The 26,519-nt window shown below is 58.5% G+C and carries 24 protein-coding genes and 2 pseudogenes; 18 read left to right on the top strand and 8 right to left on the bottom strand.

Annotation, left to right across the window (positions count from 1 at the left end):
* Positions 1-48: 48 nt before the first annotated feature.
* Positions 49-551: pseudogene (locus tag ABIZ35_RS22260) on the bottom strand (carbonic anhydrase).
* Between the two features lie 202 nt (positions 552-753).
* Here ABIZ35_RS22260 and ABIZ35_RS22265 point away from each other — a divergent pair.
* The 6 genes from ABIZ35_RS22265 to ABIZ35_RS22290 all read left to right on the top strand — a co-directional run bounded on the left by ABIZ35_RS22265 (position 754) and on the right by ABIZ35_RS22290 (position 5,270).
* Entirely contained in the window at positions 754-1,065 is a 312-nt protein-coding gene (locus ABIZ35_RS22265; protein WP_348222128.1) for a DUF485 domain-containing protein, read from the top strand.
* A 4-nt stretch (positions 1,066-1,069) separates the two neighbouring features.
* Entirely contained in the window at positions 1,070-2,635 is a 1,566-nt protein-coding gene (locus ABIZ35_RS22270) for a cation acetate symporter (RefSeq protein WP_348222129.1), read from the top strand.
* Positions 2,635-3,447: a hypothetical protein gene (locus ABIZ35_RS22275; RefSeq protein WP_348222130.1), complete on the top strand. Its 813-nt coding sequence runs from the start codon at positions 2,635-2,637 to the stop codon at positions 3,445-3,447. Before ABIZ35_RS22270 ends, ABIZ35_RS22275 begins: the two co-directional genes overlap by 1 nt.
* Positions 3,448-3,487: 40 nt before the next feature.
* On the top strand, positions 3,488-4,336 hold the full coding sequence (locus tag ABIZ35_RS22280; RefSeq protein WP_348222131.1) for a hypothetical protein: 849 nt from the start codon (positions 3,488-3,490) through the stop codon (positions 4,334-4,336).
* Between the two features lie 32 nt (positions 4,337-4,368).
* A complete protein-coding gene (locus tag ABIZ35_RS22285) occupies positions 4,369-4,647 on the top strand; it encodes a hypothetical protein (protein ID WP_348222132.1) in 279 nt (92 codons plus the stop codon).
* A 104-nt stretch (positions 4,648-4,751) separates the two neighbouring features.
* Positions 4,752-5,270 carry a GNAT family N-acetyltransferase gene (locus ABIZ35_RS22290; RefSeq protein ID WP_348222133.1) on the top strand — a complete coding sequence of 173 codons (519 nt, stop codon included), beginning with the start codon at positions 4,752-4,754 and terminating at the stop codon, positions 5,268-5,270.
* Between the two features lie 10 nt (positions 5,271-5,280).
* On the opposite strand, the gene ABIZ35_RS22295 is transcribed toward ABIZ35_RS22290, so the two are convergent.
* From ABIZ35_RS22295 to ABIZ35_RS22305, 3 genes are read right to left on the bottom strand one after another with little or no spacing between them, the layout of a single operon-like run.
* Entirely contained in the window at positions 5,281-5,850 is a 570-nt protein-coding gene (locus ABIZ35_RS22295; RefSeq protein ID WP_348222134.1) for a DUF99 family protein, read from the bottom strand.
* Positions 5,851-5,895: 45 nt separating this feature from the next.
* Entirely contained in the window at positions 5,896-6,891 is a 996-nt protein-coding gene (locus ABIZ35_RS22300; RefSeq protein ID WP_348222135.1) for an aldo/keto reductase, read from the bottom strand.
* Between the two features lie 59 nt (positions 6,892-6,950).
* Complete coding sequence (locus ABIZ35_RS22305) at positions 6,951-7,346, bottom strand: cupin domain-containing protein (RefSeq protein WP_348222136.1); 396 nt, start codon at positions 7,344-7,346, stop codon at positions 6,951-6,953.
* Between the two features lie 296 nt (positions 7,347-7,642).
* Here ABIZ35_RS22305 and ABIZ35_RS22310 point away from each other — a divergent pair, with 296 nt between their 5' ends.
* The 10 genes from ABIZ35_RS22310 (at position 7,643) to ABIZ35_RS22355 (ending at position 20,115) form a co-directional block, all read left to right on the top strand.
* A complete protein-coding gene (locus ABIZ35_RS22310; RefSeq protein ID WP_348222137.1) occupies positions 7,643-8,602 on the top strand; it encodes an AraC family transcriptional regulator in 960 nt (319 codons plus the stop codon).
* A gap of 23 nt (positions 8,603-8,625) precedes the next feature.
* Positions 8,626-9,309, top strand: coding sequence for a DUF1287 domain-containing protein (locus ABIZ35_RS22315; protein ID WP_348222138.1), 684 nt, complete (start codon positions 8,626-8,628; stop codon positions 9,307-9,309).
* A 43-nt stretch (positions 9,310-9,352) separates the two neighbouring features.
* On the top strand, positions 9,353-10,252 hold the full coding sequence (locus ABIZ35_RS22320) for a thioredoxin fold domain-containing protein (protein ID WP_348222139.1): 900 nt from the start codon (positions 9,353-9,355) through the stop codon (positions 10,250-10,252).
* A gap of 238 nt (positions 10,253-10,490) precedes the next feature.
* On the top strand, positions 10,491-11,396 hold the full coding sequence (gene cysD / locus ABIZ35_RS22325; protein ID WP_348222167.1) for a sulfate adenylyltransferase subunit CysD: 906 nt from the start codon (positions 10,491-10,493) through the stop codon (positions 11,394-11,396).
* Between the two features lie 23 nt (positions 11,397-11,419).
* The gene (gene cysN / locus ABIZ35_RS22330; RefSeq protein ID WP_348222140.1) at positions 11,420-12,712 is read left to right on the top strand and encodes a sulfate adenylyltransferase subunit CysN; all 1,293 of its coding nucleotides are present in this window, start codon (positions 11,420-11,422) and stop codon (positions 12,710-12,712) included.
* Positions 12,713-12,861: 149 nt separating this feature from the next.
* Complete coding sequence (locus ABIZ35_RS22335) at positions 12,862-14,886, top strand: alpha amylase family protein (protein ID WP_348222141.1); 2,025 nt, start codon at positions 12,862-12,864, stop codon at positions 14,884-14,886.
* Between the two features lie 105 nt (positions 14,887-14,991).
* Positions 14,992-15,840 carry a rhomboid family intramembrane serine protease gene (locus tag ABIZ35_RS22340; RefSeq protein ID WP_348222142.1) on the top strand — a complete coding sequence of 283 codons (849 nt, stop codon included), beginning with the start codon at positions 14,992-14,994 and terminating at the stop codon, positions 15,838-15,840.
* Between the two features lie 102 nt (positions 15,841-15,942).
* Positions 15,943-17,766: a PQQ-binding-like beta-propeller repeat protein gene (locus tag ABIZ35_RS22345; RefSeq protein ID WP_348222143.1), complete on the top strand. Its 1,824-nt coding sequence runs from the start codon at positions 15,943-15,945 to the stop codon at positions 17,764-17,766.
* Between the two features lie 10 nt (positions 17,767-17,776).
* A complete protein-coding gene (gene dprA / locus ABIZ35_RS22350) occupies positions 17,777-18,913 on the top strand; it encodes a DNA-processing protein DprA (RefSeq protein ID WP_348222144.1) in 1,137 nt (378 codons plus the stop codon).
* Positions 18,914-18,966: 53 nt separating this feature from the next.
* Positions 18,967-20,115: a hypothetical protein gene (locus ABIZ35_RS22355; protein ID WP_348222145.1), complete on the top strand. Its 1,149-nt coding sequence runs from the start codon at positions 18,967-18,969 to the stop codon at positions 20,113-20,115.
* On the opposite strand, the pseudogene ABIZ35_RS22360 reads toward ABIZ35_RS22355, so the two are convergent.
* The 3 genes and pseudogenes from ABIZ35_RS22360 to pnuC all read right to left on the bottom strand — a co-directional run.
* Positions 20,054-20,596, bottom strand: a pseudogene (locus tag ABIZ35_RS22360) (transposase); the annotation flags it as partial. The gene ABIZ35_RS22355 and the pseudogene ABIZ35_RS22360 overlap by 62 nt on opposite strands.
* Before the next feature lie 71 nt (positions 20,597-20,667).
* Complete coding sequence (locus ABIZ35_RS22365) at positions 20,668-21,672, bottom strand: AAA family ATPase (protein ID WP_348222146.1); 1,005 nt, start codon at positions 21,670-21,672, stop codon at positions 20,668-20,670.
* Positions 21,665-22,342 carry a nicotinamide riboside transporter PnuC gene (gene pnuC / locus ABIZ35_RS22370; RefSeq protein ID WP_348222147.1) on the bottom strand — a complete coding sequence of 226 codons (678 nt, stop codon included), beginning with the start codon at positions 22,340-22,342 and terminating at the stop codon, positions 21,665-21,667. The genes ABIZ35_RS22365 and pnuC overlap by 8 nt, the downstream gene beginning before the upstream one ends.
* A gap of 100 nt (positions 22,343-22,442) precedes the next feature.
* Between pnuC and ABIZ35_RS22375 the strand changes: the two genes are divergently transcribed.
* Positions 22,443-22,790: a hypothetical protein gene (locus ABIZ35_RS22375; protein WP_348222148.1), complete on the top strand. Its 348-nt coding sequence runs from the start codon at positions 22,443-22,445 to the stop codon at positions 22,788-22,790.
* A gap of 97 nt (positions 22,791-22,887) precedes the next feature.
* Complete coding sequence (locus tag ABIZ35_RS22380; RefSeq protein WP_348222149.1) at positions 22,888-23,355, top strand: hypothetical protein; 468 nt, start codon at positions 22,888-22,890, stop codon at positions 23,353-23,355.
* A gap of 82 nt (positions 23,356-23,437) precedes the next feature.
* Here the strand turns inward: ABIZ35_RS22380 and ABIZ35_RS22385 are convergent, their stop codons facing one another.
* Positions 23,438-26,323, bottom strand: a complete 2,886-nt coding sequence (locus tag ABIZ35_RS22385; RefSeq protein ID WP_348222150.1) for a hypothetical protein — start codon at positions 26,321-26,323, stop codon at positions 23,438-23,440.
* Between the last annotated feature and the right edge of the window lie 196 nt (positions 26,324-26,519).

Consider the following 26,519-nt stretch of genomic DNA (forward strand, 5'->3'; position numbering starts at 1 on the left):
AGTTAATCGCCTCTTCTTTTGTATTCGCCAAGAGAAGGGGCATATTATTTAACCGGCTGCCCCAGCCTGCGTCGCTTCTGGGACTTCCACCAGTCGTCCGGTTTTCACATCGTATACATAACCATAGATCGGGACATTTCGATATGATCCCCGGCATGGGAGCCTAGCCCCTGGCCGATGTCGCGCCAGCCATTTTCGTCCACCACCGCTGTTTCCAAACTGTTCGCGAGAAGTCCGCGAATCACCCCATTCGTGAAAAACTCCATTCCACAATCCGTATGGTGGATCACGAACCATTCCTTCGTACCCAGCAGTTTATGCGAGATTACCAACGAACGAATGGCGTCGTCACTGGCGCAGCCATCGGTATTTCGGATGACATGTGCGTCGCCCTCGGCAAGGCCTGCGTATTTGGCGAGGTCAAGACGCGCATCCATGCAGGTTAAGATGGCGAACTGGCGCGCCGGCGGCAGAGCTAACGCTGCTTTGGCTCCAAAATTGGCGGCGTAAGCGGCGTTAGCCGAGAGAACTTAATCGTGAACAGTGGTCATGAGTGTTATCGCCTTTCCTAAAAGTGACTGAATTCTTATTTTACTACAAAAAACATGGTTAAAGTGGTGATATTATTGATATTCGATGACAAAGATCTCAAATAATCTTAATGCAGGAATTGCGGCGGCCGGTCGCGTATTGCACTCGCACACCCGCAATCATCGCGATCACACGTATTCCCAATCACAGGAGGGCTCTCACATGAGTTCACAGCCGAACTGGACAAAAATCGCGCAGTCGCCGCAGTTCCGCGCCCTGCTTGCGGACAAGACGGCGTTTATCGTCCCCGTCACCGCGTTCTTTCTCGCCTTCTACTTTGCCCTGCCGATCATGACGTCATACTTCGGCGGCGTACTGAACCGGCCGGCGTTCGGATCGATTACATGGGCCTGGGTGTTTGCGTTCGCTCAGTTCGTCATGACCTGGTCTCTGTCCTCACTCTACACCAAGCGCGCGGAGCGGTTCGATGCTCAGGTGGTTGAGATTTTGAAGTCCGAGACGGAAAAGGAATAACACGATGCATTCGCTTCCCTTCGTGCTGTTTCTGGCGATTGTCGCCATGACGCTCGTCATCACCTATATCGCCGCGCGAAAGACAAACAGCGCCAGTGAATTTTACACGGGAGGCGGCGGCCTCACCGGGTGGCAGAACGGCCTGGCGATCGCCGGCGATTACATGTCCGCCGCTTCGTTCCTGGGCATTGCCGGATCGATTGCACTGGCGGGTTTTGACGGATTCTTTTACAGCATTGGATTTCTCGTCGCTTATCTCGTCGTGCTCTATCTCGTGGCGGAGCCGCTGCGCAACCTTGGCAAGTACACGATGGCGGATATGCTGGCGTCGCGTTTCCCTGAGCGAGGCGTACGCGGCTGCGCGGCGGTGAACTCGATCGTCATCTCCATTTTCTACATGCTGGCGCAGCTGACCGGCGCGGGCGGTCTGATCCACCTGCTGCTCGGCATCGAAAACAAAACCGCCATCGCGATTGTCGGCGTGCTGATGACGGTCTATGTCATCTTTGGCGGCATGCGCGCCACAAGCTGGGTGCAGATCATCAAGGCCGTTCTGCTGATCGCGGGAACCATTGTTTTGTCGCTCCTGGTGCTGGCGAAGTTCGGCTGGAGCGTACCGCATATGTTCGATCAGCTCCAGATCGTCACGCCGCTGAAGGAGAAGTTCCTGTGGCCCGGCAATAAGTTTAAGGACCCACTGGACACGCTCTCGCTCAATCTGGCCCTTGTCCTAGGAACGGCAGGCTTGCCGCATATCCTGATCCGATTCTTCACCGTGAAGGACGCGCCCACGGCGCGCAAGTCGGTCGTCTCGGCGACTTGGCTGATCGGTATCTTTTACGTCATGACCATGTTCCTTGGCTTCGGCGCCGCCGCCTTTGTGGGCCATGACGCGATTGTCGCCGCGCAAAAAGAGGGCAACATGGCCGCGCCGCTTCTGGCGAAGGCGCTGGGCGGCGATTTCCTGTTCGCCTTTATCTCGGCGGTCGCGTTCGCCACGATCCTGGCTGTCGTTACGGGTCTCGTGCTCTCGGCAGCGTCGGCGTTTGCGCATGATATCTACAACCAGATCATCAAACGCGGCAAGGCGACAGAGCAGGAGCAGATCGGCATGGCGCGCTACGCCTCCGTCGGCGTCTCTATCATCTCCATCGCGCTCGCCCTGTTCGCCGGAAGCCTGAACGTCGCGTTCCTAGTTTCGCTGGCGTTCGCCGTCGCGGCGAGCGCTAATCTCCCCGTCATCCTGCTGACGATCTACTGGCGCCGCTTCAACGCCACCGGCGCGATGGCCGGAATGGCGGCGGGCCTTATCAGCTCTCTGGTGCTGGTAGCGCTCAGTCCGAACGTCTGGGACCCGGAAGCCGGCAAGGCAATCCTTCAGGGAGCGCCGCTCTTTCATCTCAAAAATCCTGGTATCTACTCGATCCCGATCGGCTTCCTCGGCGCGATCATCGGCTCGCTGGTGTCGAAAAAGCCAGACGAGGCGAAGTTCGACGAGATTCTGGTGCGCGCGCACACGGGTATGTCGCATACGCCCGCCGTGGATGAAACAGAGATGGTGTCTCATTGATGCCTGAAATGTTTAAGATGCTGGATGCATCCGGTTATGAAACGGAACCGTTCGACCGAGGCGCTCTTATTACGTACGCTCGTCAAGGGATCGTTCAGCCAACGACGCCAATATTGGAGATCACGACGGGGAGCTGGAAACCAGCGTCCGAGCTTATTCGGCTCTGGAGCGACAGTCATATGCCGCAGCCGTCAAAGTCGCAATTGGGTGCAAGCAGCGGATTGTCTGGCCGTACACTCGCGTTAACGATCATCGCTGGGGCAGCGTTGGCGATTGCTGGGGGCTTCCTCGTGCTCAAATTTCGAGCGCGGCCCGCGCCCGCCCCGCAGCAAACGAGTACAAATCAACCGCAAACCGTGATGACGGCGGATGGACGGTATGCTGTCATCGTGCCTTCCAATTGGGTTCAGCGAAAAACGAAGCGTCCTGGTGGAGTTGAGTATACGAGTGGTCATCGTCACAGCGGCTTCGGTATGGCTCAAGTGTCTCAGGCCGTACTGACACCAACGGATTTTGCCACATACGTGGATGGTACGATCCGCGAGTCGTCGAATGCGACTGGCATGAACCCCATCGGCGCTCCAAAGCCTATCACAGTGAATGGATTTTCGGGGCTTCAGCAAGATGTCCGCAAGGGCAGCTTAGTAGACAATACAAAAATTCGTACGTCGGTACTGCAAACTCCATACGGAATTTATTCAATTATGACATTCGTGGACAGTAACTCAAATTTCAGTCTGGACGAATTGGATACGATTCCCAAGTCTTTTCGCCCCATGGCGACGGGCGCCGCCGCTCCATCGCCCCAATAGTGATGAGGCAAAAGAATATGGTTTCTCACGGATGAATAGTATGTTCAAGATGATTGACGCCGCCGGCGTGGAGTCGGCGCCGTTCGATAGCGATACTCTGATCTCATACGCCCGGCAGGGAATTATCCTGCCGGCGACGATGATCTTGGATATCGCCGCCGGCCGCTGGGCGCCGGCCGGGGAACACTCTCTGCTCGGCGGCGCGCCGCCGGCATCCGCCTCGGGCGCAATTCCTCCGCCGACGGCGGGCTCGCTGGGAAACTACGTTCCTTACGTGCCGAACCCACAGGCCGCACGCGCGAGCTCATGGCCGAAAATCGTGGGTCTCCTTGCGGCCCTAGGGGTGCTTGCATTCATGGGTCTGATCGCCGCCGGTTTCTGGTTAGCAGATAAGGAAGGCGGCTCCGCGAAGTCTGAGACGCAAACTGTCATGACCGATGATGGGCGATATGCAATAACATTGCCCACAAGCTGGATACGATGGAAGACGGATGATAAAGCGACCATCGCGTATATCGATGTCACGTCCGGCAACAGCGTCACCATGAACAGTCTCGACGATAACGGTACGGATACTACGGATCTCCGGTTGCTGATGGACAATGTCGTACGGCTGGAAGCCAAGACTACGCAGGACACGCCTATCGGCAAACCGATTTCCATCAAAGTCGGAGGGCTGCCCGCCTACCAGCAGGATATGACGGACTCTTCCGGCTCAAAAGATTTACAGACACGGATTACTCTCATTGGCGCGCCTAAATCTGCTTATATGATCATGACGATCGGCAATACGGCGGCGACCGGCGCGGACGCTCCCGCAGTGAACACCGTCGTCAGCACCTTTCGCAAAGTAACGTCGCCAATCAAGGCTCCCCCCACCAAGGCGTAACATCACAGCGCTTTGAGAGACATGAAATACGAATGAAGCTTTTGGAATCACTGGGCGGCGATCTTAAGCATCCCGGGTGGATGTATCTCAAAGCCGCCCTCTTCTTAATCGCCGGGGTCGCGACGACCTTCGCGATCTTCATCCAGATCCCATCGCTGCAAAATGCGTTTTTGCTGGCGATCGGGATCTGGTCGTTTTGCCGCCTCTACTACTTCTGCTTCTACGTCATCGAAAAGTACATCGATCCCTCATTTCGATTCGCCGGCCTTTGGTCCGTAGTCGTCTATCTCCTGAAACGTAAACCTCGTTAGCAAGACTTGGACAGAAAAAGGTACTATAGCCGCAGCAGAGACGGTCGTGAACGCAATGCTTAACGATCGGCTTGATACTCTTGTCGTTTTAGAAGGACGGTTGAATGCTGCCCCAGGAAACGGATCGCTTATTGCTCCGGCCGTTCAAAACCGCCGATTTCGACGAGATGCACCATATTCTTTCCGACGCCAAAACGATGCAGTTCTGGCCCGCTCCCTTTTCCGAGGAAGCGACCCGGGACTGGGTGGAGAACAACATCTCACGCTACGCCGATGACGGCTGCGGGCGGATGGCGATCGTTCAAAAACAGACCGGCGTTCTTGTCGGCCACTGCGGCATTGCGCGAATTGAAGTCAATGGCGTCCTGGAAAATGATCTCGGCTACATCGTCCATCACGCTTTTTGGAATCGCGGCTACGCCTCCGAGGCGGCCGCCGCGCATCTGGATTTCGGCCTGCGTGATCTCCATCTCGGGCGTGTGATCGCGAACATGCCGGTAAGCCATTGCGCATCCCGGCGCGTCGCCGAGAAGATCGGAATGCTCTACGCCGGCGAGTTCCTCAACCCGCGCAATCGCATGATCCCTACCTGTCTTTACGCCGCCACCCAGCCGCCCGCTTAAGCAGGCCCGTTCACGTTCGGCCCCGGCTTTGCCCGGTCGCCACGCCGCCCGCGATCAAATGCGCCGTGCGCAGCGGCTCCGGAATGACGCCATGGACCGCGAACCGACCAATCACCGCCCCCGCCTCCTCCAGAGAAATACCCGAACGCTGAACCCAAACACCCGCCACCGGCTCCATCGCGCCCGCCTTCTCGATCAGCTTCCACTTGCGCTCGCCGCCGGCAACGCGCGTCAATAACGCCGCCTTCATCGCATCCATGCGCGGCAGACGCCGCGCCACGACCAGCACCGGGACGCCAAGCCGCTCGCTCAGATCGTGAATATCCAGCACATTGAAACCGCCTAGAGCGATTCCTTGCAGCAGCACCAATTGAATGGAACTTCCGTACTTCGAGCCCTTGACCAGTTCGGCGATACGGTCCGTGGAGTTGGCGCCGTCGCGGCGCACGCGTCCGCCAAGCACACCCTCCAGCCGCGATCCCGAATAGACCGCCCCAACGATCGGCACATCGCCGCGCGTGGAGTGCGCGAACGGAAAATCATCGAACCCGACAACATAGGAAAACGAAGACGACATCATGCCTGCATAGTACCTGGGTAAGCTCCTCGGCGGCCCTAAAGTCGTTTAGCGGCCGGTCATTTTCTCCATGCTTTCGGGGTACCGCGCGCCCTGCACTGTGATCAGGGCGGCGGCGCTGTCAATATCGCGCAGATCGTCCGGCGTAAGTTCGACGGAAACCGCTCCGATGTTCTCGTCCAGCCGGGCAAGCTTCGTCGTGCCTGGGATTGGCGCGATCCATGGCTTCTGGGCGAGCAGCCAGGCCAGCGCGATCTGCGCGGGCGTCGCGTTCTTTCGCTGCGCAATGCCGCCGAGCAGATCGACCACCGCCTGGTTCGCCTTGCGGTTCTCTTCGCTCAGGCGGGGAACAGTATTGCGAAAATCCGTACTGTCGAACTTTGTGTTTTCGTCGATCTTGCCGGTGAGAAACCCTTTGCCCAATGGACTGAAGGGAACGAAGCCGATCCCGAGTTCTTCGAGTGTCGGCAGCACTGTCTCTTCAGGCTCCCTGTACCAGAGCGAGTACTCGCTCTGAAGCGCCGTCACCGGCGTCACGGCGTGGGCGCGGCGGATGGTCTGCGCTCCTGCTTCAGAAAGCCCAAAGTGCTTAACTTTGCCGGCCTCGATCAACTCCTTCACCGCGCCCGCCACATCCTCAATCGGCACATCTGGATCGACTCGGTGCTGATAATAAAGGTCGATCGCCTCGACCCCGAGACGCCTCAGCGATCCCTCAACAACCTCTTTGATGTGCTCCGGACGGCTATTCAGCGCACTCCATCGAGTTGTGTCGCCAGGACTGGGCGCCCATCCAAACTTGGTTGCGATCACCACCTGACCGCGGAACGGAGCGAGGGCTTCGCCAACAAGCTCTTCATTCACGAGCGGCCCGTAGACTTCGGCGGTATCAAAGAACGTGACGCCTCGCTCCACGGCGGCGCGGAGGAGCGCGATCATTTCCGGCTTGTCTTTGGGCGGGCCGTAAGACCAGCTCATTCCCATGCAGCCAAGCCCGAGGGCTGAAACTTCCAAGCCGCTCTTTCCCAGTGTTCGTTTCTGCATTCTTTTCTCCATGGAGGGGCGCTTACAGCTCCTCGCGTGTCGGCCGGAACAAGATTTCCCTATGCGCCATACTGCTCGTCGGTGACATGCTCCATCCAGGTGACGGGACTGCCGTTGATACTTTCCTGAATGGCGATATGCGTCATGGCGATCGTCGGCGAGGCGCCGTGCCAGTGCTTTTCATCGGGCGAAAACCAAACCACGTCCCCAGGCTGGATTTCCTCGATCGGGCCGCCCTCGCGCTGCGCCCATCCCAATCCCGCCGTCACGATCAGTGTCTGCCCCAGCGGGTGGGTATGCCATGCGGTGCGGGCGCCCGGCTCAAAGGTGACGGTCGCGCCGACGACGCGCGCCGGATCGGGCGCATTGAACAGCGGATCGATGCGCACTGTCCCCGTAAAGTAATCGGCTGGTCCCTTGCCGGACGGACGGGATCCGTTTCTCTTAATTTCCATTGTTTTCTCCTTATGTGCTGTCTTGGCCGATTAGCGATTGACCATCTTGGTGGTTCCTGAGATAAGAACGATCTATGGCTTCTGCGCGAGGATCCACGCAATCGGGACTTCGATATTCGCGATTGTATAAAATTCCACGCAGTTCCAATCAGAAAGTGATTGTTTCGCATATCTATACTTATTTTACACGGTACCGAAGACGATGCAATAGAACATTCCTCGGGAATCATTGTCTGATTCTACAAACTCTCTTGAAAAAGCGACGGCGTCAGGAGGAGCATGTTATAATAGATTTCATGAAAGACGTCTATTCAAACCAGATCGAAGGGGCGGAGGCGGGAGACGAGCTGCGGGAGAAAGTCAACCGGGCGGAGCTGGTCGACCGTATCGCGCGGGCGGCGCCAAGCAACGGGACTGTCGAGCCGGTGAAGGGCCTGCACCTGAACCGAGCGTCCGTAGTCACGGAGCCGCATCATAGCGTAACTTATCCTTCCTTTTGCGTCATCGCTCAAGGCTCCAAGGAAATTCTACTTGGTGAGGAGCGCTACCGATACGATCCTTACAAGTATCTTCTCGCCACGGTTGAACTGCCCGCCGTCAGCTATCTCGTGGAAGCGTCGCCCGAAAAGCCTTACTTGAGTTTGCGACTGGACCTCGATCCGGCGATAGTCGCTTCTGTTATGCTCGAAGCCAGGATGCCGTCGCCCCGAAGGGATGTCGGCAGCGTGCGCGCCATCAACGTCAGCCCACTGAACTCGAACCTTCTCGACGCGGCTGTCCGGCTCGTGCGGCTGACGGACGCGCCGCCGGCCGAAGGGCGCGTTCTGCTGCCGCTGGTCACCCGCGAGATCGTGTTCCGATTGCTTGCCGGCGATCAGGGCGCGCGCCTGCGGCATATCGCCGTTCTTGGGGGGCATACGGACCGGATCGCCCGCGCGATCGAGCGCCTGCGCAATGATTTCGACAAGCCGCTCCGGATCGAAAGCCTGGCGCACGATCTGGGGATGAGCGCCTCGGGCTTCCACGAGCATTTCAAGGCCGTGACCGCCATGAGCCCATTGCAGTTCCAGAAGAACCTGCGGCTTCAGGAAGCGCGCCGCCTGCTGCTCGGCGAGGATCTGGACGCCGCATCCATCGCTTACCGGGTCGGCTATGAAGATACTTCACACTTCAGTCGGGAATACAAACGACATTTTGGTTCTCCGCCAATGCGCGATGTCGCGCGCCTGCGGGCGGCCGCAAAGATCGGCGCTTAACGACTGGGAAGGAAGATGAGACGTTGATTGGGAAACGATGGATTGCAATCGCGCTCGGCGGCGGGACCGCCCTGCTGGCGGTTATGTGTGGCGGTAAGATCGCTCATCAGGAGAAATTCCACGCCGAGACGCCCCTATCCCATGCCCCAGCCGTGGAGCCGGCCGCGAAATTGACCGGCTTCCAGCAGCTTGTTATGACTGACCTGGACCGTCAGTGCGCGTCGAACATTGTTTATCAAGACGGCTATTTTTCCGGCGGCGAACCGCCGCCGAAGATCGGCGTCTGTACCGATGTCGTTATCCGGTCCTACCGCGCGGCCGGCGTGGATTTGCAGAGCCAAGTGGCGGCGGACATCCGAAGTCATCCCAAACTCTATCATATCGACAAACCCGATCCCAACATCGATCATCGCCGCTGCCGCAATCTCACAATCTTCTTCAAGCGCCACGCGCTCACGCTGCCGGCGTCTGGCCCAAACGCTGACTGGAAGCCCGGCGACATCGTGTTCTGGGACACGGCCGGCGACGGCCACGTGGATCATGTCGGCGTGATCGCGAACCATCTCGATACCAATGGCGACCCGACCGTCACTCACCATTGGCCCGGGCAGATCGTATCGGAAACGGATTGGCTGTATCGATTGCCTACGGCGAGTCATTACCGCTGGAAAGCGAATGACGCCAGTGTGGCCCATCGTCCGGTATAATTGATTGCTCACTCGCTATCAAACTATTCTCGCACGAGGCGTTATGATCTCTCGAATATTCATGCCAGCGATTCTCGCTCTCTCACTGATTCCCATTTGCGCGACGCAAGCGGGCGCGGCGAAAATTCCGTGGCAGCCCAATTGGAATAGCGCCGTCACACAGGGCCAGCGCAGCCACCGATTGATCCTGGTGGATTTTTATACGGACTGGTGCGGATGGTGCAAAAAGATGGATGCGGATGTCTATCCGAATCCCGCCGTTGCGCAGGCAATGACACAGTATGTCCCGCTCCGACTGAACGCCGAGCAGAATGGCGCGGCGCTCGCCAGACGCTATAAAGTCCATGGCTATCCCACCATCATGGTGCTGGACGAATCGGGGAACGTCGTCGATCGGTTCGCGGGCTATATGAAACCGGCCGATTTTGCCGAATGGCTGGGCGATACCGTTCATAACCACGCCGCCGCATCCAAAGAACGCCCGACGACACAAATGTCGCGCATCCACGAAACGACAAAGTTCATTCCCAGCCACCAGGGTGACCCCATTGAGGCTGCCCCTACCCTGGCGCTGGCGCAAAAGTATCTGGATCGCGGCGATGTTGTTGGAGCGGGACGGATCGCGGTTAAAGTCGCCCATAACGGCGGCTCAATCCCCGCCGCGTTTTACGGAAAACTCGGCGACGCCGCGCTGCAAGACAAAAAACTGGACGCTGCCTGGGGCTGGCGCCAGATGGAGATAAAGTCCGCAAAGTCGCCGGACGAAAAAGCCTATGCGCAATTGCAGTCAGCCCGCGTGGAGCTCACGCTCGGTTCGATCACACAGGCAACGACGCACTTGAAGTCACTGACGCAAAACGACACCACTTCCGACACGATCAAATCCCAGGCGCAAGCCCTGCTGGACGAAATCGACGCCCCGGAAGCCAAGAACGTGCGCTGAAGGCCGACGCGGGTGAAGACGGCGATGCTGTCTTCACCCACGATTGAGAAATCGACTTCCCGGCGAAGTCAGGTATAATAAGGCCCACGTACTCGGCGCCCGCCGCCCGAGGCGAAGTCGCCGCTGCCCGCCGCCTCTGCTGGCTCCACGTCCGGTAACGATTTCGCCACTGCGGGTGTTATACAAGAAGTGGAGAAGTCGCGCCGATGGCGCGCGGTAAGGACCAGCAACCTCAGTGATAAACTCGTATAGTTTGACTCATCTCAATGAATTGGAAGCGGAGTCGATTTACGTCATCCGCGAAGTCGCGGCGCAGTTCGAGCGGCCCGCGCTGCTGTTTTCGGGCGGCAAAGACTCGATCGTTCTCAGCCACCTGGCGCGCAAGGCGTTTGCCCCCGCCAAAGTCCCCTTCCCTTTGCTGCATATCGACACCGGCCATAACTTTCCCGAGACATTGGAGTACCGGGACGCGTGGGCTGAAAACATCGGCGCGAAGCTGATCGTAAAGTACGTTCAGGATTCGATCGATTCCGGCCGCGTCGTGGAGGAAAAGGGCTTCAACGCCAGCCGCAACGCCCTCCAGACGGTCACTCTGCTCGACGCCCTCGAAGAGCTGAAGATCGACGCCGCCCTCGGCGGCGCCCGCCGCGACGAAGAAAAGGCCCGCGCGAAGGAGCGCTTCTTCTCGCACCGCGACGAGTTCGGCCAGTGGGATCCCAAGAACCAGCGCCCCGAGCTTTGGAACCTCTTCAATGGCAAAAAGCACATCGGCGAGCACTTCCGCGTCTTCCCCATCAGCAACTGGACCGAGATGGATGTCTGGCAGTATCTCTATCAAGAGAAGATCGAGCTTCCCAGCCTCTACTTCACCCATCAGCGCCAGATGATCGCGCGCGACGGACAGCTCCTTTATGCCTCCGACGCGCTGAACAAGCGGCCCGAGGAAGTTCCTGTCGAGTATCAGGTTCGCTTCCGCACAATCGGCGACATGACCTGCACCGGCGCCGTGCTTTCCCCGGCGAACTCCATGGAGGAGATCATCCAGGAAGTGGCGGCCTCGCGGGTCACCGAGCGCGGCACGCGATCCGACGACAAGCGATCCGAGGCGGCGATGGAAGATCGCAAAAAGCAGGGCTATTTCTAACGAGTTTGCAAAGATTTTAAGACATGAATGAAGTATTAGAGCCAGAATTTACCAGCGCCGGCTACCTCGATATGGAACTGCTGCGCTTCACGACGGCGGGCAGTGTCGACGACGGCAAGAGCACCCTCATCGGCCGCTTGCTGTACGACAGCAAGTCGATCTTCGACGATCAGTACGACGCGATTAAAGAGTCCAGCGAGAAGCGCGGCGAGGAGTATGTCAACCTCGCGCTGCTCACCGACGGCCTGCGCGCCGAGCGCGAGCAGGGCATTACGATCGACGTCGCCTATCGCTACTTCGCCACGCCCAAGCGCAAGTTTATCATCGCAGATACGCCCGGACACATCCAGTACACCCGTAATATGGTGACGGGCGCGTCCACGGCGAACCTCGCGATCATCTTGATCGATGCCCGCAAAGGCGTGATCGAGCAGACCTGCCGCCACACGATTATCGCCTCTCTGCTGCGCATTCCTCATGTTGTGGTCTGCGTCAACAAGATGGACCTGGTCGAGTACAAGCAAGAAGTGTTTGAAAGCATTCGGCGCGATTTCGAGGCGTTTGCCTCACACCTGGAAGTCACGGACCTGCACTTTATCCCGATCAGCGCTTTAAACGGCGATAACGTCGTGGATCGCTCCAAAAATATGGACTGGTATGACGGATCGACGCTGCTGTCGGTGCTGGAGACCACGCACATTAGCAGCGACCATAACCATCTCGACGCGCGCTTTCCCGTGCAGTACGTAATTCGCCCCCAATCTACCGAGCATCATGATTATCGAGGCTACGCCGGCCGCATCGCCGGCGGCGTCTTCAAGCCGGGCGACGCCGTGACCGTGCAGCCGTCGGGATTCACCTCGCGTGTCAAGTCCGTCGATACATTCACGGAATCGCTTTCGGAGGCGTTCGCGCCGATGTCGGTGACGCTCACCCTGGAAGATGAGATCGATATCAGCCGGGGCGACACAATCGTTGGCCTATCCGAATCCCAGCCGCAAGTCTCGCAGGACTTGGAGATCATGATCTGCTGGCTGAACGAACGAAAGCTGGCCCTGAACGGCAAGTACACGATCAAACATACGACGCGCGAAGCCCGCTGCATCGTCAAAGACATCCAGTACAAGCTCAACATCAGCAACATGGAGCGGATCACCGATGACAACGATGTCAATATGAACGACATCGCCCGCATCACCCTCCGCACCACCCAGCCGCTCGTGTTCGACAAATACGCGCGCAATCGCATCACCGGCAGCGTTATTCTCATTGACGAAGCCACCAATACTACGGTCGGCGCCGGCATGATCGTATAACGACATTTCTCTCTTGACTTGAGTCCACGCGCCTCGTCCTCACGGGCGAGGCGTTTTTGCTGCCAGCGTCTCCAATTTGATGATTGGGGCAGGAAAATCGCGATTTTATCACGAACACTTCCCCAGCCTCCCAATTTCAGGATTATCATTTGCGAAGTATCCCGCGTATTATTCTGACCGCCTCGCTGCTGGCGGGCGCTTCCATAGCGCACGCTCAAGACCCGACGCCGGTTCCCACCCCCATCGCCGATCCGAACGCGGCCGCTGCCCCGCTCGCGATCCCGCCGCCGCCGCTCGCGACTCCTTCCGCTCCATTGAAGTCTCTGCCGCCAGTTTATCTCGACGACTCCAATGACAGCTTCGGCATCGCGCAAAGCGAAGCGCGATCGCGCGGGCTTCAGGCGCGCATGCTGTGGATCGATGGGCTCGCCAATATCGACCGGATCAACAGCACGGATAAGATCAAGGCGCTGACGGCGCAGATCAAAAATGCGGGCTTCAATATGATCGTGCTCGACGTGAAGCCGATCAATGGATTGACGCTCTATAAGAGCGCCTATGCGCCGCTGTCGCCGGGACGTGGCGGCAAGCGCTTCCCCGAGGGCTTCGATCCGCTCGCTGAGTTCCTGCGCGCCGCGCGTCCGCTGGGCTTGCAGGTCATCGCCAGCATGAACGCCTTCGCCGAAGGCCAGCTAGACTCGCCGTTGCCGCAGTCGCCCGGCTACGCCAACCCGCAGTGGCAAACGACGATCTACGAATCCGTAACCCGCGTCGCCCCCTCAGGCTCTACAATCAATACTATCCTCGCCGGCGACACGCTCAATACGCTAAACGAAAACGGCGATCGCGTCACGATCTATCAAGACTTATCAAAACTGAAAAGGGATCTCGACAGCCGGGGCAACGCCAGCCTGACGGTTGCGGTTCTGAACGCAGCGGGTCAGGTCATCGCCGTCGGCAACGGGCAGATGATGACCGTACCCACCACGGGAGCGCCCCCAGCCCCGCCTATTCCCGTACCGCCCCCAGCCACTGCGCCCACTCCGGACGGCGCGGCTCCCGACACGCCGCCCACGCCAGTCCACATCGTTCCTGCTCCCACCAGCAAGCTGGGACCGATGCCGACGAAACTAGGCAAGGGTGAGATGGCGCTGGTGGGAATCGCCGGCGCTTCGAACTTCCTCAACGCCTTCGCTCGGCTGGGCGTGACGATGACCGTGACCACTCAGCCGGACTTTCACCCCATCGGCAAAGGCTCAGCGCGCACCGGGCCGCTGATGGTGAACCCCAACGATCCGACAGTGCAGACCCGCCTGCTCAATATGGTTGGCGAGGTCGTGGGTTACGGCGTCGACGGGATCATCTTCGACGATCGTTTGCGCTACGCCGGACTGAACGCCGATTTCGGCGACAAAACGCGCGCGGACTTTGAAACTTATGTCGGACATGCCGTAAAATGGCCCGACGACGTGTTCAAATACGCTTCCGACGATCTTCTTTCCCGGCGTATCGTCCCAGGCCCGCTCATGGAGACCTGGCTGCTCTGGCGCGCGATCACGATCCGCAACTTCCTTGCGTCCGCCGGAGCGAAGGTCAAATCGCTGAACAAGAACGCCACCATCAGCGTCTATGTTGGATCGACCTACAGCGATTATCCCAAGATGGGCGCGAACTGGGCGGCGGACGATTTCTCCGCCGGATATCGGTTCCTCACGCCAGGCTTTCAAAAAACAGGAATGGCCGGACTCGTCGATTGGATGACGACCGGCTGCTACTACCGCGTCGGCCCGATGCACGATGCGAGCGACATTGGGCAGACTTCCAGCTATACCATCGAGGCGGCGGGGCAGTTCAGCAACCGGGCGGCGAATGACCGAACCTGGGTTTACGCGGGTCTTTCCCTGGAGATGTTCAACGGTCGGACAGAAGCGCTAAAAGGCGCATTGCAGGCGGCGGCCGCGACGACTCAGGGGATCATGGTCTTCGATCTGTCGCACAACATCGACCAGTTCTGGCCGGTGTTCAAGCAGGCGTTCGCGCAGCCGGCGCTGCCCCCGCATTCGTCGCCCGGCCTGCTGGATTCGGTCCGCGCCCAGCATGAGGCGCACAAAACATCCGGGACGCCGGATCCCCCCGTCATTGTATTTGGCGGCGCCTCCGGGACGGGGCTATAAAGCGTGCGGAAAGACGCTCGTTCCGGGTATTATTACGGGTAACGGCGCGCGCCTCGCGCCGAGGTTTTCGACAAAGCTCCTTTGTGTCAATGAAGATGTAATCATATGAGTTACGGCTCCCCGCCCAACCCGATGGATCAGCTCCGCAATTTCGTACAACGCGGCGGCATTCCCGTGACGTACGCACTCTTAGTCGCCAATCTCGTGACGTTTTTTGCGATGTTTTTTGGGGGCCAAGGAGCCATTGCAAAGGTCTTCGGTTACCTTGCATTCGACAGCTTCAATTTCCTGACCAAGCCCTGGACGATCGTGACATACCCCTTAATTAGTAGTGATCTGTGGACACTGCTGATTGGCGGATTTTTCTTTTGGCTGACGGGCGGCAGTTTGGAGCGCGGTTGGGGCAGCGCCCGTTTCGCAAAATGGTTCTTCAGTCTCGCGGCGGTGTTTGCACTGTGCCTGGCCTTAGGCGAGCACCTTCTAAATACTCAGCGCCTTGTTCAAGGGCTCTATTTACCGCTTTCGGGAGTGATCGTGGCGTTCTGCGCCTTGAACCCCGAGCAGACGATGGTGCTGTACTGGATACCGATCCGTGCGCGTTATATGATCTTCATCGTGGCGATTTTTGTCTGGGTCACCTACGGTCCGCTGCTTGGTTTTTTCGCCTGCCTGGGAGTTCTCGCGGCATACGTTTACATGACCTATTTCAATACGTATGGAGGCCGTGGCTACGCCGTACGCAGCCCCGACCCGAAGATCCTGCATCTTCGGCCAAACCAGAAGACGATCCGCAAGGTCTCGCTCGACGGTTCGTCCCCGCGTGGTTTCTTTGATTTCGCGGGACGTCTGCGCGATTATCAGGAAAAGAAACGGCTTGAGCAGCTACTCAAGAACTCGGGATTTACGGACAAAAACGACTGGCTTGATGACGATCATCCCAAACGCCGGCGATAAGCGGCCCGCGCCGCCCAGAATGAAGTTGTTTCGCGCTTGACGACTCTAAATTTTAAATCATCCGCCTGATTACCCACCATGCCAATTCGAAGGAGAGTTTTGATGAACAAGCGCCACGCCGGCTCATGGACGGCTTGCGCCGCAGTCCTGACGGTCATGCTCCACCCTCTCTCAGCTGCCGCTCAAGCACCCGCAACTTCGGGCGCGGCGGCTCTGGATTCCGTGACGCTTTACCGCAATAATCCCGAACGCACGGGATACACTTCTAAGACTCTGACGGCCCCGCTGTCGCTGTACTGGAAGTTCACGACCTCGGCCTCCACGGATACACCCTCATCGCCGGTCGCGCAGGACGGCGTCGTCTATTTCGCCTGCGGTCCCGCCGTTTACGCCGTGCGCGAATCCGACGGAACTCAGGTATGGAAGTTCTCGTCGCCCGGCAAAGATCCAAAGTCGTTCAACAGCACGCCTGCGATTGACAATGGATTCTTGTACATAGGCAGCGACGATTATAACTTCTACAAGATCGATATTAAAAACGGCCATCAAGTCTGGGCGTTCAAAGCAGCCTATGGAATCCGATCGCAGCCGATCGTTCAAAACGGCCTCGCGCTGTTTGGGACCGAAGACGGCGTCTGTTACGCCATAGACGTCAAAACCGGTCAGCCCGAATGGATGGCGCCGACGAACGGCTCCGTCACCGCGCCGCCGATCATGACGTCTCCTTCGACGGTGGTCTTTACCTCTTCGGACAACAGCCTCTACGCGTTCAATCCGATCACCGGTCGGTCGGCTTGGTCGGTAAAGCTACCAACCGATCCGACACACTCGCCGCCGCTTTACACGGGACGCGAGATTTTCGTCGCCGCAGACGAATACTTTTTCTGCCTGACAGGACGCACGGGCGCCACGCGCTGGCAAACCAAACTTTCGTCGTCAATCACCACCCCGCTGGCGTATGCGAACGGCTCCATCTACTTCGCCACGCAGGACAGCAAGGTCGTGGCGATTTCGGATCGCGGCAAGATTCAGTGGTCCACGGACATCGATTATACTACAAGCGCCACACCGCTTCTGGCGGGCAACACCCTGTTCCTCCCAACAGAGCGCGGGATCGTCTATGCGATTTCCGCAAGCAACGGCCAAATCCTTTGGAGCTATGTCGTGCAGGCGGCCGGCACGGCAAAGCAGCCCAAGCTCGATTTCACGGATATCGCTTCAGCCCCGATCCTCGTCAATGGAGCCTTGTATGTTCTGAGTGACGACGGCAGCCTCTCCGCGTTCCGCGCTGACGCAACCGATCACGCCGCGCCGCTCTTCTCGAAGTTCACTCCGGCGGCTTCATCGATTGTCGGCGGCGTGCGCATCCCCTACAGCGCCTTGGTGATTGATGAAGGATCGGGCGTCGACCCCGCCACAGTCTCCATGTCGGTGGACGGAACGGTTGTGCCTCCCGTAGGCTACGATCCCAGCTTCAACGGCGCCCATGTGATGACCGCCTTCAATGACACACAAGACCGCGTGCCTCACCTTAACGATGGAACGCATCAAGTCTTGATTACGGCTTCGGACTGGCGCGGCAACAAGTCGAGCGCCACATGGAGCTTCGTCGTTGACAACAAGCTCAATCCGGAAGACACTAAGGGCTACGTCCCATCCACTGCGCCCACGGCTCCCGGTCGGGGCAGCCAGCGCGGAGGACGAGGACAGCAGGGCAATCAAAACGGAAATCAGGGCGGCGCGCGCAATCCCGGCGGTAATAACAATACGCCTGGCCGCAACAATAATGGCGGCAATAACGGCGGGGGCTTCAACGGAGGCGGCGTAATCGCGCCGACACCGACGCCCGCTCCGACACCCACTCCGGTTCCCCCGACGCCTACTCCAGTACCCGGCGGCGGTGGGCCGCCTCCCCCGCCGATCTAGAGCTAACCTGATGACCATCGCAGATCCGACCGCCGGTAAACTCCGGCAGATCGCCTGGCTCCGAATGAACGCGCTTGAGTTTGCTCCCAAGCGCGTTCACACGCTTCTGGAGCGCTTTGGCGGCTCTCCCGAAACCGCATTTTCCGAGCCGGACTCCACGTGGCGCGACGCGCTGCCGGACCTCACGGCCAAACAGCTGGATCGCCTGCGGAAGATCCGAGACCAGGATTTCTCCAAGGAACTCGCGTTTCTGGAGCGCTCCGGCGGCCGCGCCGTCGCCTTCACCGATCCCGACTATCCCACAAACCTCAAGCCGCTTCCAGACGCTCCGCCGGTTCTGATCGTGCGCGGCTCCTTCGTTTCCGAAGATAAGTTCAGCGTTGCGATTGTCGGCTCCCGCCGCGCCAGTTCCTATGGTCTGTCGCTGGCCCGCCGCTTCGCCGCCGAGCTTGCCGACCGCGGGCTCACCATCGTCTCCGGCGGCGCTCGCGGCGTGGACACCCAGGCGCACCTCGGCGCTCTTGACGCCAAAGGCCGCACCATCGCTTTTTTAGGCTGCGGCGCCGATGTCAACTACCCGAGCGAAAATCGCACCCTCTTTGACAACATCGTCGCCTCCGGCGGCGCCGTCGCCTCCGAGTTTCCACTCGGAACCCGCCCCGAACCCTGGCGCTTTCCGGCGCGCAACCGCCTCATTTCTGGAACATCGCTCGGCGTGCTCGTCATCGAGAGCCCCATCGACAGCGGCTCCCTGATCACCGCCCGCGAAGCCGGCGACCAGGGCCGCGATGTCTTTGCAATCCCCGGCCCCATCGACACCGGCCGCAACGCCGGTTGTCATAAGCTCATTCAGGACGGCGCCAAGCTCGTTCAAAACGTCGACGACATCCTCGAAGAACTCGGCGTCCTCACCCTGCGCTCCCCCGACGGCCCCACCAACCTCATCTCCGGCGCCCCCGTCCCCGCCAACCTCCCGCCCGAACAGCGCCGCGTCCTAGAGCTATTGACTCTCCAGCCACGCAACGTCGACAGCATGATTGTGGAGAGTAAGATGACGGCGCCTCAGGTCAGCAGCATCTTAACTCTGCTGGAGATGCGTGGGCTGGCGCGGCGCGTGCCGGGGAACGCCTTCGTGCGGGTGTTGTAGCAGGGCCATACAATATAGCCAAGCTCGGTCATTGACATCGCACAGGGGGTCGCATGCTTATCGGACTATCTGCACTGGAAGAAACGGACTGGTCGAGACTCCTTCATGCGTACGGACGCGCCGTTGATACGCCGGGACATCTCCGGGCGTTCTTGGAGTTCGACGCCGACGCGCGGGCGGCGGCGATGAGTCACTTGTGGGCTGCGATTCTCCATCAAGGCTCCGCATACACGGCAACACCAGCGGTCGCTCTGGTCCTAGTCGGTTTACTCGCCGACGAACGGATCGATCAAGGCGAACCGGGGCGAGCTCACGTCTTGTCCTTTTTGGGATACGTCGCCCAAGTCTTCGACTATGCCGATCTGGATGTCGACAGCCTGAAGCGGTTGGCTGCCTTTGACGTTGAAGCATATCTAGACGCCTACGATGACGATGAGTCCGACAACGAAGAGGCCTCAAGCGCCTTATACGCCCGCACGATCCTCGGCTGTTATGAGGCCCGCCCGGTTATTATGCAAGTGATGCTCGACGCTCTGGGGCACAGCAGATCCGAAGTTCGAGTTGAGGCCGCCTGGGGAGCGTCGATCCTTGCCAATGACCCTTCGCTGAAGAACACAAAGCATGATATTGAGACGCAGTTATGGGCGCTCATCGAAACTGCTCCAACGATCGACGAGCGCTGTGCCTTAGTCCTGGCGCTCGGCGAACTTGGAATAAGACCCGTTCAGTTTCTGAACGAGAGCTCCCCTGCTCTCCGAATGTGCGCAGCACTTTCACCGGAACTCGCGGAGAACGAAGCTGCGCTTGAAGAGCTGGCGACGACACTCCGTCTCCACGCTTCCGAAATCGACACCTGGTTTTCCGAAAGACCACCGCAGTTCGAGATGTCGCCGCGATTCTCAATCATCGAACGGCTCGCCAAGAACGTGAAAGACTTCGGCCAGATCGTCGACGCGGCGGTTGCCGTGGCGCAGGTCGCAACGAAGCACACCGTCGACTACGACTGGGGGCCACTGCTGGCTATGGCGTTCGCCGACGGGTCGGGAAGTCCGTCTTCGGAGCCACAACGCCGCTATCTTGAGGCCCTGGTCGATCGGGAAGAGCTCTGGGATCCCGTGTACGCCAATCCACGAAGATGGTTCAAGAAGGCCGGACTGCCATACGACCGCCAGGCATGCTTCGACCTTCTGATGTCAGTGTGACGCCCGCGAACGTCTGATCGTTCCGGGCGCCCATGTAATCCTGAGCGTTAAAGATGGCGCGAATATCCGCAGCCACGGGAGCCTTGAGTTCCTGTTTCGTGACGTACTTACTCGCATTCTGCTGAAGGTGGAACTGGCGGCGCTGCCAGGGAACACCACCCAGAACCGCACGCGTGGCCGCTTTGATCCCCTCGTGCGCATCGCTGACGACCAAGCGCACGCCGCAAAGACCGCGCGCCAGCAAGCTCTGAAGGAATGTGCGCCAATGCACCTCCTGTTCCGAAGTCGCTACCGACACACCCAGCACTTGTCGTTTGCCGTCCAGGTCCACGCCGATGGCGATCAGCACCGCCGCGCTCTGAACTACGCCGCCCTGACGCACTTTCTCGTAACGGGCGTCTAGATACAAATAGGCCAACTCTCCCAGGGGGCGCTCACGCCATTCTTTGAGGATGGCGTCCAGTTCCGCCGTCGCTCTGGAGAAGTAATCGACGACCATATTACCGCAATCAAAGAAAGCTATGGAGCGAAATCCTAAGCGAACAATTGTGTTCACTGAGGATTGGCAAATTTCATAACGCTATCCATCAAACAAACCGCTTCACGCAGCCGGTCCTCATGCGGTCCTGAAAGAATAGCGTACGGCGTCGCCTGCGCGGCGAGCAGTTCGGCAAAACGTTCGTGCATGGCGTGGCGAATATGCCGGCCGTCGCGTGTGCCGTCCTGGACGAAGGGGATGTCGTCGGCGGTCAGCAGGATGAGATCGTAGTGACGCTGGGCGGCGATGGCTTCGACTTCCGGGGATAAGGCGCCCATGTAGCGCTCATGCCAGAGGTTCGTGGCGAAGGCGTTGGTGTCGCAAATCAGAAGTTTGTTGGTTTCGCAGGCGGCGGCGTCTTCTCGTTCGCACTGGGTTTGCGCGATTAAGACGAACTCTTCCGTGGTCCAGTCATCTTCGATTTCGGCTGTGTCGTCCGTGATGACGCGGCCGGCGAACTTCTCCTCACAATATTCCCGTCCGTATTCGGCGACCCAATGGACGCCGTAGTGCTCGGCAAGAGCTTTGGACAACGTGGTTGTCCCAGTAGACTCGGCGCCGAGGACGCAGACGCGCTTGACGAAGTGGGCGCGGATACAGGGCTCCAGGTAATCCCAGCATTCTAATGGATCGCGGCGAACGGCTGTCCCAGAGCATGGGACTGTTCCACGGGCATGGTCGACCATCACATGCGCGCATCCCAGAAAGTAGGAGAACGTTTCGCCGTAGTTTTCGGAACTGAAGACTGCGTCGGGCGCATATCCGAGGGTCTGAATGGTGAACTCCGCCCACCCCTGCGAATCGTCGTCGCCGTGGACGTCGTCAACCTCGATCACCGTCACATCGGGATGGATCTCTCGGAGCCATTGCGCTCGCAGTGTGGGCGGGATTGTTTCTTCCGGACGGCCGACCAGCATGACCGTCACATGGCGCGAATTAGCTTGCGCGGTGTCGATCAGATGCTTGTGCCCACGGTGCGGCGGGTAAAACTTGCCGACGACGAAACCGTTGTTATACATACGTGGCCGCCGGTTCCGAAGAAGCGTAGTCTTCCCCTTGCTCTCTCAGCGATTTTCTCCAAACACGCAGACCCACAAGGCACATCATGAGGAACAATAAGTTCAAGGCGGCCGTGAGGGATTGATGTTTGTACGTGAAGAGCCCAATATAGAGAACATCGGCGGCGATCCACAGATACCAGTTCTCAATCATCTTCTTCGTCATCAGAAACTGCGCGCAAAGGCTCAGCGTCGTCGTGAGAGCGTCCAGAAACGGCGCAGAATCATGGATGTGTCTCAAATATAATGTCATACCGACGGTAGACGCAACCCCGATGGTGGCGACCATAACGGCGGTCGTGCGCGGAGTATGCGAGACAAGCAAAATAGATCGATTGCGGCCGCCGTGCAGCCACCAATACCACCCGATTGCTCCGAGCACGATGTAAATGATTTGCAGGCTCATATCGGCGTACAGCCGGGCATGCCAGAATTGATTGATAAAGAACAGATTGTTCGCAATTCCAATTGGCCAATTCCAAATGTTCTGCTTGACCGTCAGCCAAACGCACCACGCGCCCGTCACAAATGCTCCTGCCTCAATGGGATCCAGTGGAAGGAAGTGCTTGATCGATCCGAGCATCAGAACAAGGGAGAGAACGACCGCCAGACCATAAGAGAAACGCTGCATGGAGGATTATAGCATACCGACGTACGGTCAATCGGTTTCTCGCTCCATTGTCCTAACAATCATGGTATTATCTTTATCATTGCTTGGTGTTGTTTAAAATATGCGTGAGCCGCTTTCTAAAAATGCATATCGGGTGCGGGAACGGTTTGAAGCGAAACACAAACCCCACCCCGCCTATCGTCGTCAACGAATGATGCACCCGGCCTATCATAAGACGGAGTGCCGCCATAACGGACGCGTCTACAAAATCAAAGAGGCTGGTGAGAGTTATGGACAGCGCGATGTGTTCAGCCAGGGCATACTTCCCGCACCGCGCCGCCGCCAAGGCTATATTGATTTGTTTGTATGGAAAAAGAGCCACCCGGAGAAAATGTTCATCAGCTTTATAAGTCACTGTGTCCCCATTGACCGAGAACAACCAGAAATTTTACAGGATGACATACCCTAATATAAAAATTGCAAGCGATAGGAAACCAGCGTCTCGCACTCAATCGCTTTCACCCATTATTGTTTTCGTGGCGTCGTTCTGCGTGTGCGGCGGTGTTTTGTTTGGTTACTCCGTAACGAGGCCGATTACCGCCGCCAGTGTTCATCAGGAGCTTCCTGTAGTCTACGCACGCATGGACCGGGGGATGGAGATCAAGGATTACCGGCAGGCGGTCGGTAATACGGCTCCGGATTTCGTGGCGATTAGCCAAACTGGGGACTATCGTTCCGCTGATGAAGTGCGCGCCAGCTTGCTCAGCGTATTCTACTATGGACGAAAGTTTTCATCGAAGACAAAGATCACCAACGTCAAAATCTCAGGTAAGAAAGCAATCGTTACGGAAGTATCATACTTAGAGTATGACATTCGCAAGGGGGATGTCAGCCCGGCGAAGATCGCGCCAGGACATCATTCGGACCGCGCCACCTCGGTCGATACCTGGACAAAGGATTGGGGGCAATGGCGGCTCCACCAAACGAAAACGCTGCGCTCGTCTTCGAAAGTCGAACGTCAACGGCGGAGATAAGCGCTGGCCGTAATAGATGCAAAACAGGCTCGGACGATCACTCGTCCGAGCCTGTTTTGCTGCCGAGAAGCAGTTCCGTCGCTTACAGCGTTCCTGAGTTTACAATCCGCTGAAGCAAGCGCACCCCGTTGTTGTTGGTCTCGCCAATATAGATCGTCCCAGACGGGGCAACCGCAAGAGATTGCACGGAATTAAACTGAGCGATATTCCCAGTTCCGTCTTTAGCGCCAGTTAAACCAGTGCCCGCAACAGTCGTTGTGTACCCAGTTGGACTGATTCGACGGATCCGCTGATTACCCACATCACCGACGTAAACGTAACCAGCCGTGTCGATACATATGGCGTATGGCTGCGCAAACCGCGCCCCCGCCCCCGCTCCATCCGCGTAGCCGTTCACTGGAACATCTCCGTTCACTCCGCCGGCCAGAGTCGATACGATCCCGTCCGGCGTGATCTTTCGGATGCGGGAGTTTCCGGTATCCGCAACATACAGAATGCCAGCGCGATCACAGGTAATCCCGCTTGGATTTTTGAAGTGAGCGCTGAAGCTGCTCCCGTCGGTAGTCCCAACTGCTCCCACAGCATTCGAAGTATCTCCACCCAGAAGCGAAACTTGCCAGTTCGCCGCGTTTGTCGGATCACCGCCGGCCAGTTGGAGACGACGCACACGGTTGCCGCTATATTCCGTCACGTAAAGGTTGCCGCCGGGATCCGTTGTCAGGCCAAGAGGAGTATTGAATGTCGCTGTAGATCCCAGCAATGATGAATACTGGCCGCCTATAGCGCCGGTTCCCGCAATTGTACTCACCGTCCAATTCGTGGACAGCGCTGGATTTGCGCCAGGCGAATTGAGGGTGATCATTCGGATCTTCTGATTGCCTGAGTCCGCCACATAGATGGTCGATCCGTTTGGCGTTACGGCAATTCCGGAGGGGCTGCTGAAGGAGGCGACGTTTCCGGCGCCGTTGGCCGATCCGCTTCCACCACCCACATGGCCGGCAATCGTACTCACGACACCGGAGACGCTGATACGCCGAATGGCGGAATTGAACTGGTCGGACAAGTAGAGGTTGCCCGACTGATCGACCGCGATGTACTCAGGTCCGTTGAATCGTGCATTCGCGACCGATCCGTCTAAATAGCCGAGGGATGATCCCCCGCCCGAGAGCGTTCGGATTTCCACATCGGGCGAGCCGACATTGTTGGGCGACACCGGGGACGGCCCGTTATCGACTGCGCCGGGAGGCGCCAGAATGCTGGAGTCTGCTTCCACGGTTGTTGTAAACTCGAACGCCGTCACACCGGCGGGGATGACGAAGGTCCAATTCTTAGCGTCCGAAGTGGCGCCGGCCGCAATCGCTCCGGCGTACTGGATGTAAGGAAAGCTCGTTCCGTCGCCTGGATTGGGAATGACGCCATCGGAATTGGAAAGCTGGACCGGCTCACTGGGAGCCGTCCCGCTGGCGACGCCAATAGGGAACGCGCCGCTGTTCGGCGTAATCTTACGCACGGTATGGCTGGCGTCCGCTTCGATAATATTACCGCTCGGATCGCTGGTGATCATTTGCGCATTGGTGAATGTCGCGACGTCGCCGGTTCCGTTGGCCGATCCCGACACGCCAGACCCCGCGAGTGTCGCCACTTGCCAACTGGAAGAGGAGTTGGGGCTGGCCGAACCACCCGCCTTGAGGGTCACCTGACGGATTCGAGCTCCGTCGGCGACAATGATCGCGCCGTTGACATAAGCGACGCCTCGGGGAGCGGCAAAAGAGGCGGCGTTGCCGCTTCCGTCGGCCGAGCCTCCTGCTCCCGTGCCGGCGATCGTGGTCACATTTCCATTGGTGTCGATCCGGCGAATGCGCACATTCATGCGATCGGCGACGTAAAGAACGCCGTCCGGAGCAACGGCAATCCCGTTGGGGCTGCTGAAGCTGGCCCCGGCGCCGTTTCCGTCGGTTGATCCCGCGCTGCCCGTGCCCGCGAGTTTGCTGACCGTGTAGCTGGCGGGCGCCTTGGGATCGCTGCCGGTCAATACAATTTTACGCACGTCCTGTCCGGCCTGTTCGGTCACATAGATGACGCCGCTGGCGCTGACGGTCACTCCGATTGGCTGGTTAAACGTCGCGGCGGTTCCGGCGCCGTTCGCCAATCCGGCAACGCCTGTTCCCGCCACCGTGGTCACTTGCCCGTCTGGAGTAATGCGCCGTATACGATGACCGCCGAACTCGGCGACGATAATTGCGCCGTCGACAGGATTGAGCGCGATCGCGTAAGGAATATTGAACGAAGCCGTCAATCCCGCCCCGTTTGCCCCGCCGACAGCGCCGCTGCCGGCAAGCGTGCTGACCAAGCCATTCGCAATCTTGCGGATTCGGTGAGCGTTATATTCGGAGACATAGTAAACGCCGTTTCCGGCGGCAGCCACGCCGACCGGCAGATTAAACGACGCCGATCCGACGGGTCCATCTTGAGTTCCCCCGCTCCCCGTGCCGGCGATCGTGGTGACGGATGTTTTTGGACGCAGATCGGTAAAAGCGCTGACGTTTGTAAAATTGCTGAAGCGGACTTTGAGGCCGCTCGGCGAGCCATCGGGCGTCTGCCCGATTGGAACTCCCCAATGGTTCGTCAGCGAAACGCTCAGGACTTTAAGACCCGCGTCACCGGGCTGATCGAGCAAAGCGCTGGAAGTAAACCCGACGGCGCTGCCCGTAAAGACCGCATGGGACTGCGCGCCCTTCGAAACTTTAGGCGTGGTTCCGGTCAGGGACTGGATCGTAACCTTGCGGCTCGCCACATCGACGTGAAACGTTGCCGTAGCGTTTGTCGCGGTCTGAGGATTAGTCGTGGGCGGTGTGGTCGTACCGTCGCCGCCGGCTGCGGGCGAACCCGCGCCCCCGCCGCCTCCGCATCCCGTTGAGACCAGCAGTCCCGCGAGCGCAATCACAGAGAAGAGACTTTTATTGAGCATTTAGGGTTGTCCTTGCTTTCTACATTGCGTCAATGCACGGCCTTGCCGGATCAAACACAGATCCACCCGTATTATGTATAGTACTCATAGTATACCATTGATATTTTGAACAGTGCGAGCCCTCGCTTTTGCGATTTGCTCTCAGAAACAGGTAGACTGAACGCATCAGTATGTCTTTCTGGCCTCGTACTTCTTT

The sequence above is a fragment of the Capsulimonas sp. genome, from assembly GCF_039929585.1.
Classification (GTDB): Bacteria; Armatimonadota; Armatimonadia; order Armatimonadales; family Capsulimonadaceae; genus Capsulimonas.

Coding starts and splice junctions, on each gene's coding strand:
- ABIZ35_RS22355 (WP_348222145.1), top strand. CDS start 18,967: ATGCTTATCGGACTATCTGCACTGGAAGAAACGGACTGGTCGAGACTC.
- ABIZ35_RS22375 (WP_348222148.1), top strand. CDS start 22,443: ATGCGTGAGCCGCTTTCTAAAAATGCATATCGGGTGCGGGAACGGTTT.
- ABIZ35_RS22285 (WP_348222132.1), top strand. CDS start 4,369: ATGAAGCTTTTGGAATCACTGGGCGGCGATCTTAAGCATCCCGGGTGG.
- ABIZ35_RS22295 (WP_348222134.1), bottom strand. CDS start 5,850: ATGATGTCGTCTTCGTTTTCCTATGTTGTCGGGTTCGATGATTTTCCG.
- ABIZ35_RS22340 (WP_348222142.1), top strand. CDS start 14,992: ATGAGTTACGGCTCCCCGCCCAACCCGATGGATCAGCTCCGCAATTTC.
- ABIZ35_RS22310 (WP_348222137.1), top strand. CDS start 7,643: ATGAAAGACGTCTATTCAAACCAGATCGAAGGGGCGGAGGCGGGAGAC.
- ABIZ35_RS22290 (WP_348222133.1), top strand. CDS start 4,752: ATGCTGCCCCAGGAAACGGATCGCTTATTGCTCCGGCCGTTCAAAACC.
- ABIZ35_RS22385 (WP_348222150.1), bottom strand. CDS start 26,323: ATGCTCAATAAAAGTCTCTTCTCTGTGATTGCGCTCGCGGGACTGCTG.
- ABIZ35_RS22275 (WP_348222130.1), top strand. CDS start 2,635: ATGCCTGAAATGTTTAAGATGCTGGATGCATCCGGTTATGAAACGGAA.
- ABIZ35_RS22300 (WP_348222135.1), bottom strand. CDS start 6,891: ATGCAGAAACGAACACTGGGAAAGAGCGGCTTGGAAGTTTCAGCCCTC.
- cysN (WP_348222140.1), top strand. CDS start 11,420: ATGAATGAAGTATTAGAGCCAGAATTTACCAGCGCCGGCTACCTCGAT.
- ABIZ35_RS22345 (WP_348222143.1), top strand. CDS start 15,943: ATGAACAAGCGCCACGCCGGCTCATGGACGGCTTGCGCCGCAGTCCTG.
- ABIZ35_RS22280 (WP_348222131.1), top strand. CDS start 3,488: ATGTTCAAGATGATTGACGCCGCCGGCGTGGAGTCGGCGCCGTTCGAT.
- ABIZ35_RS22320 (WP_348222139.1), top strand. CDS start 9,353: ATGATCTCTCGAATATTCATGCCAGCGATTCTCGCTCTCTCACTGATT.
- ABIZ35_RS22270 (WP_348222129.1), top strand. CDS start 1,070: ATGCATTCGCTTCCCTTCGTGCTGTTTCTGGCGATTGTCGCCATGACG.
- pnuC (WP_348222147.1), bottom strand. CDS start 22,342: ATGCAGCGTTTCTCTTATGGTCTGGCGGTCGTTCTCTCCCTTGTTCTG.
- dprA (WP_348222144.1), top strand. CDS start 17,777: ATGACCATCGCAGATCCGACCGCCGGTAAACTCCGGCAGATCGCCTGG.
- ABIZ35_RS22265 (WP_348222128.1), top strand. CDS start 754: ATGAGTTCACAGCCGAACTGGACAAAAATCGCGCAGTCGCCGCAGTTC.
- ABIZ35_RS22305 (WP_348222136.1), bottom strand. CDS start 7,346: ATGGAAATTAAGAGAAACGGATCCCGTCCGTCCGGCAAGGGACCAGCC.
- ABIZ35_RS22365 (WP_348222146.1), bottom strand. CDS start 21,672: ATGTATAACAACGGTTTCGTCGTCGGCAAGTTTTACCCGCCGCACCGT.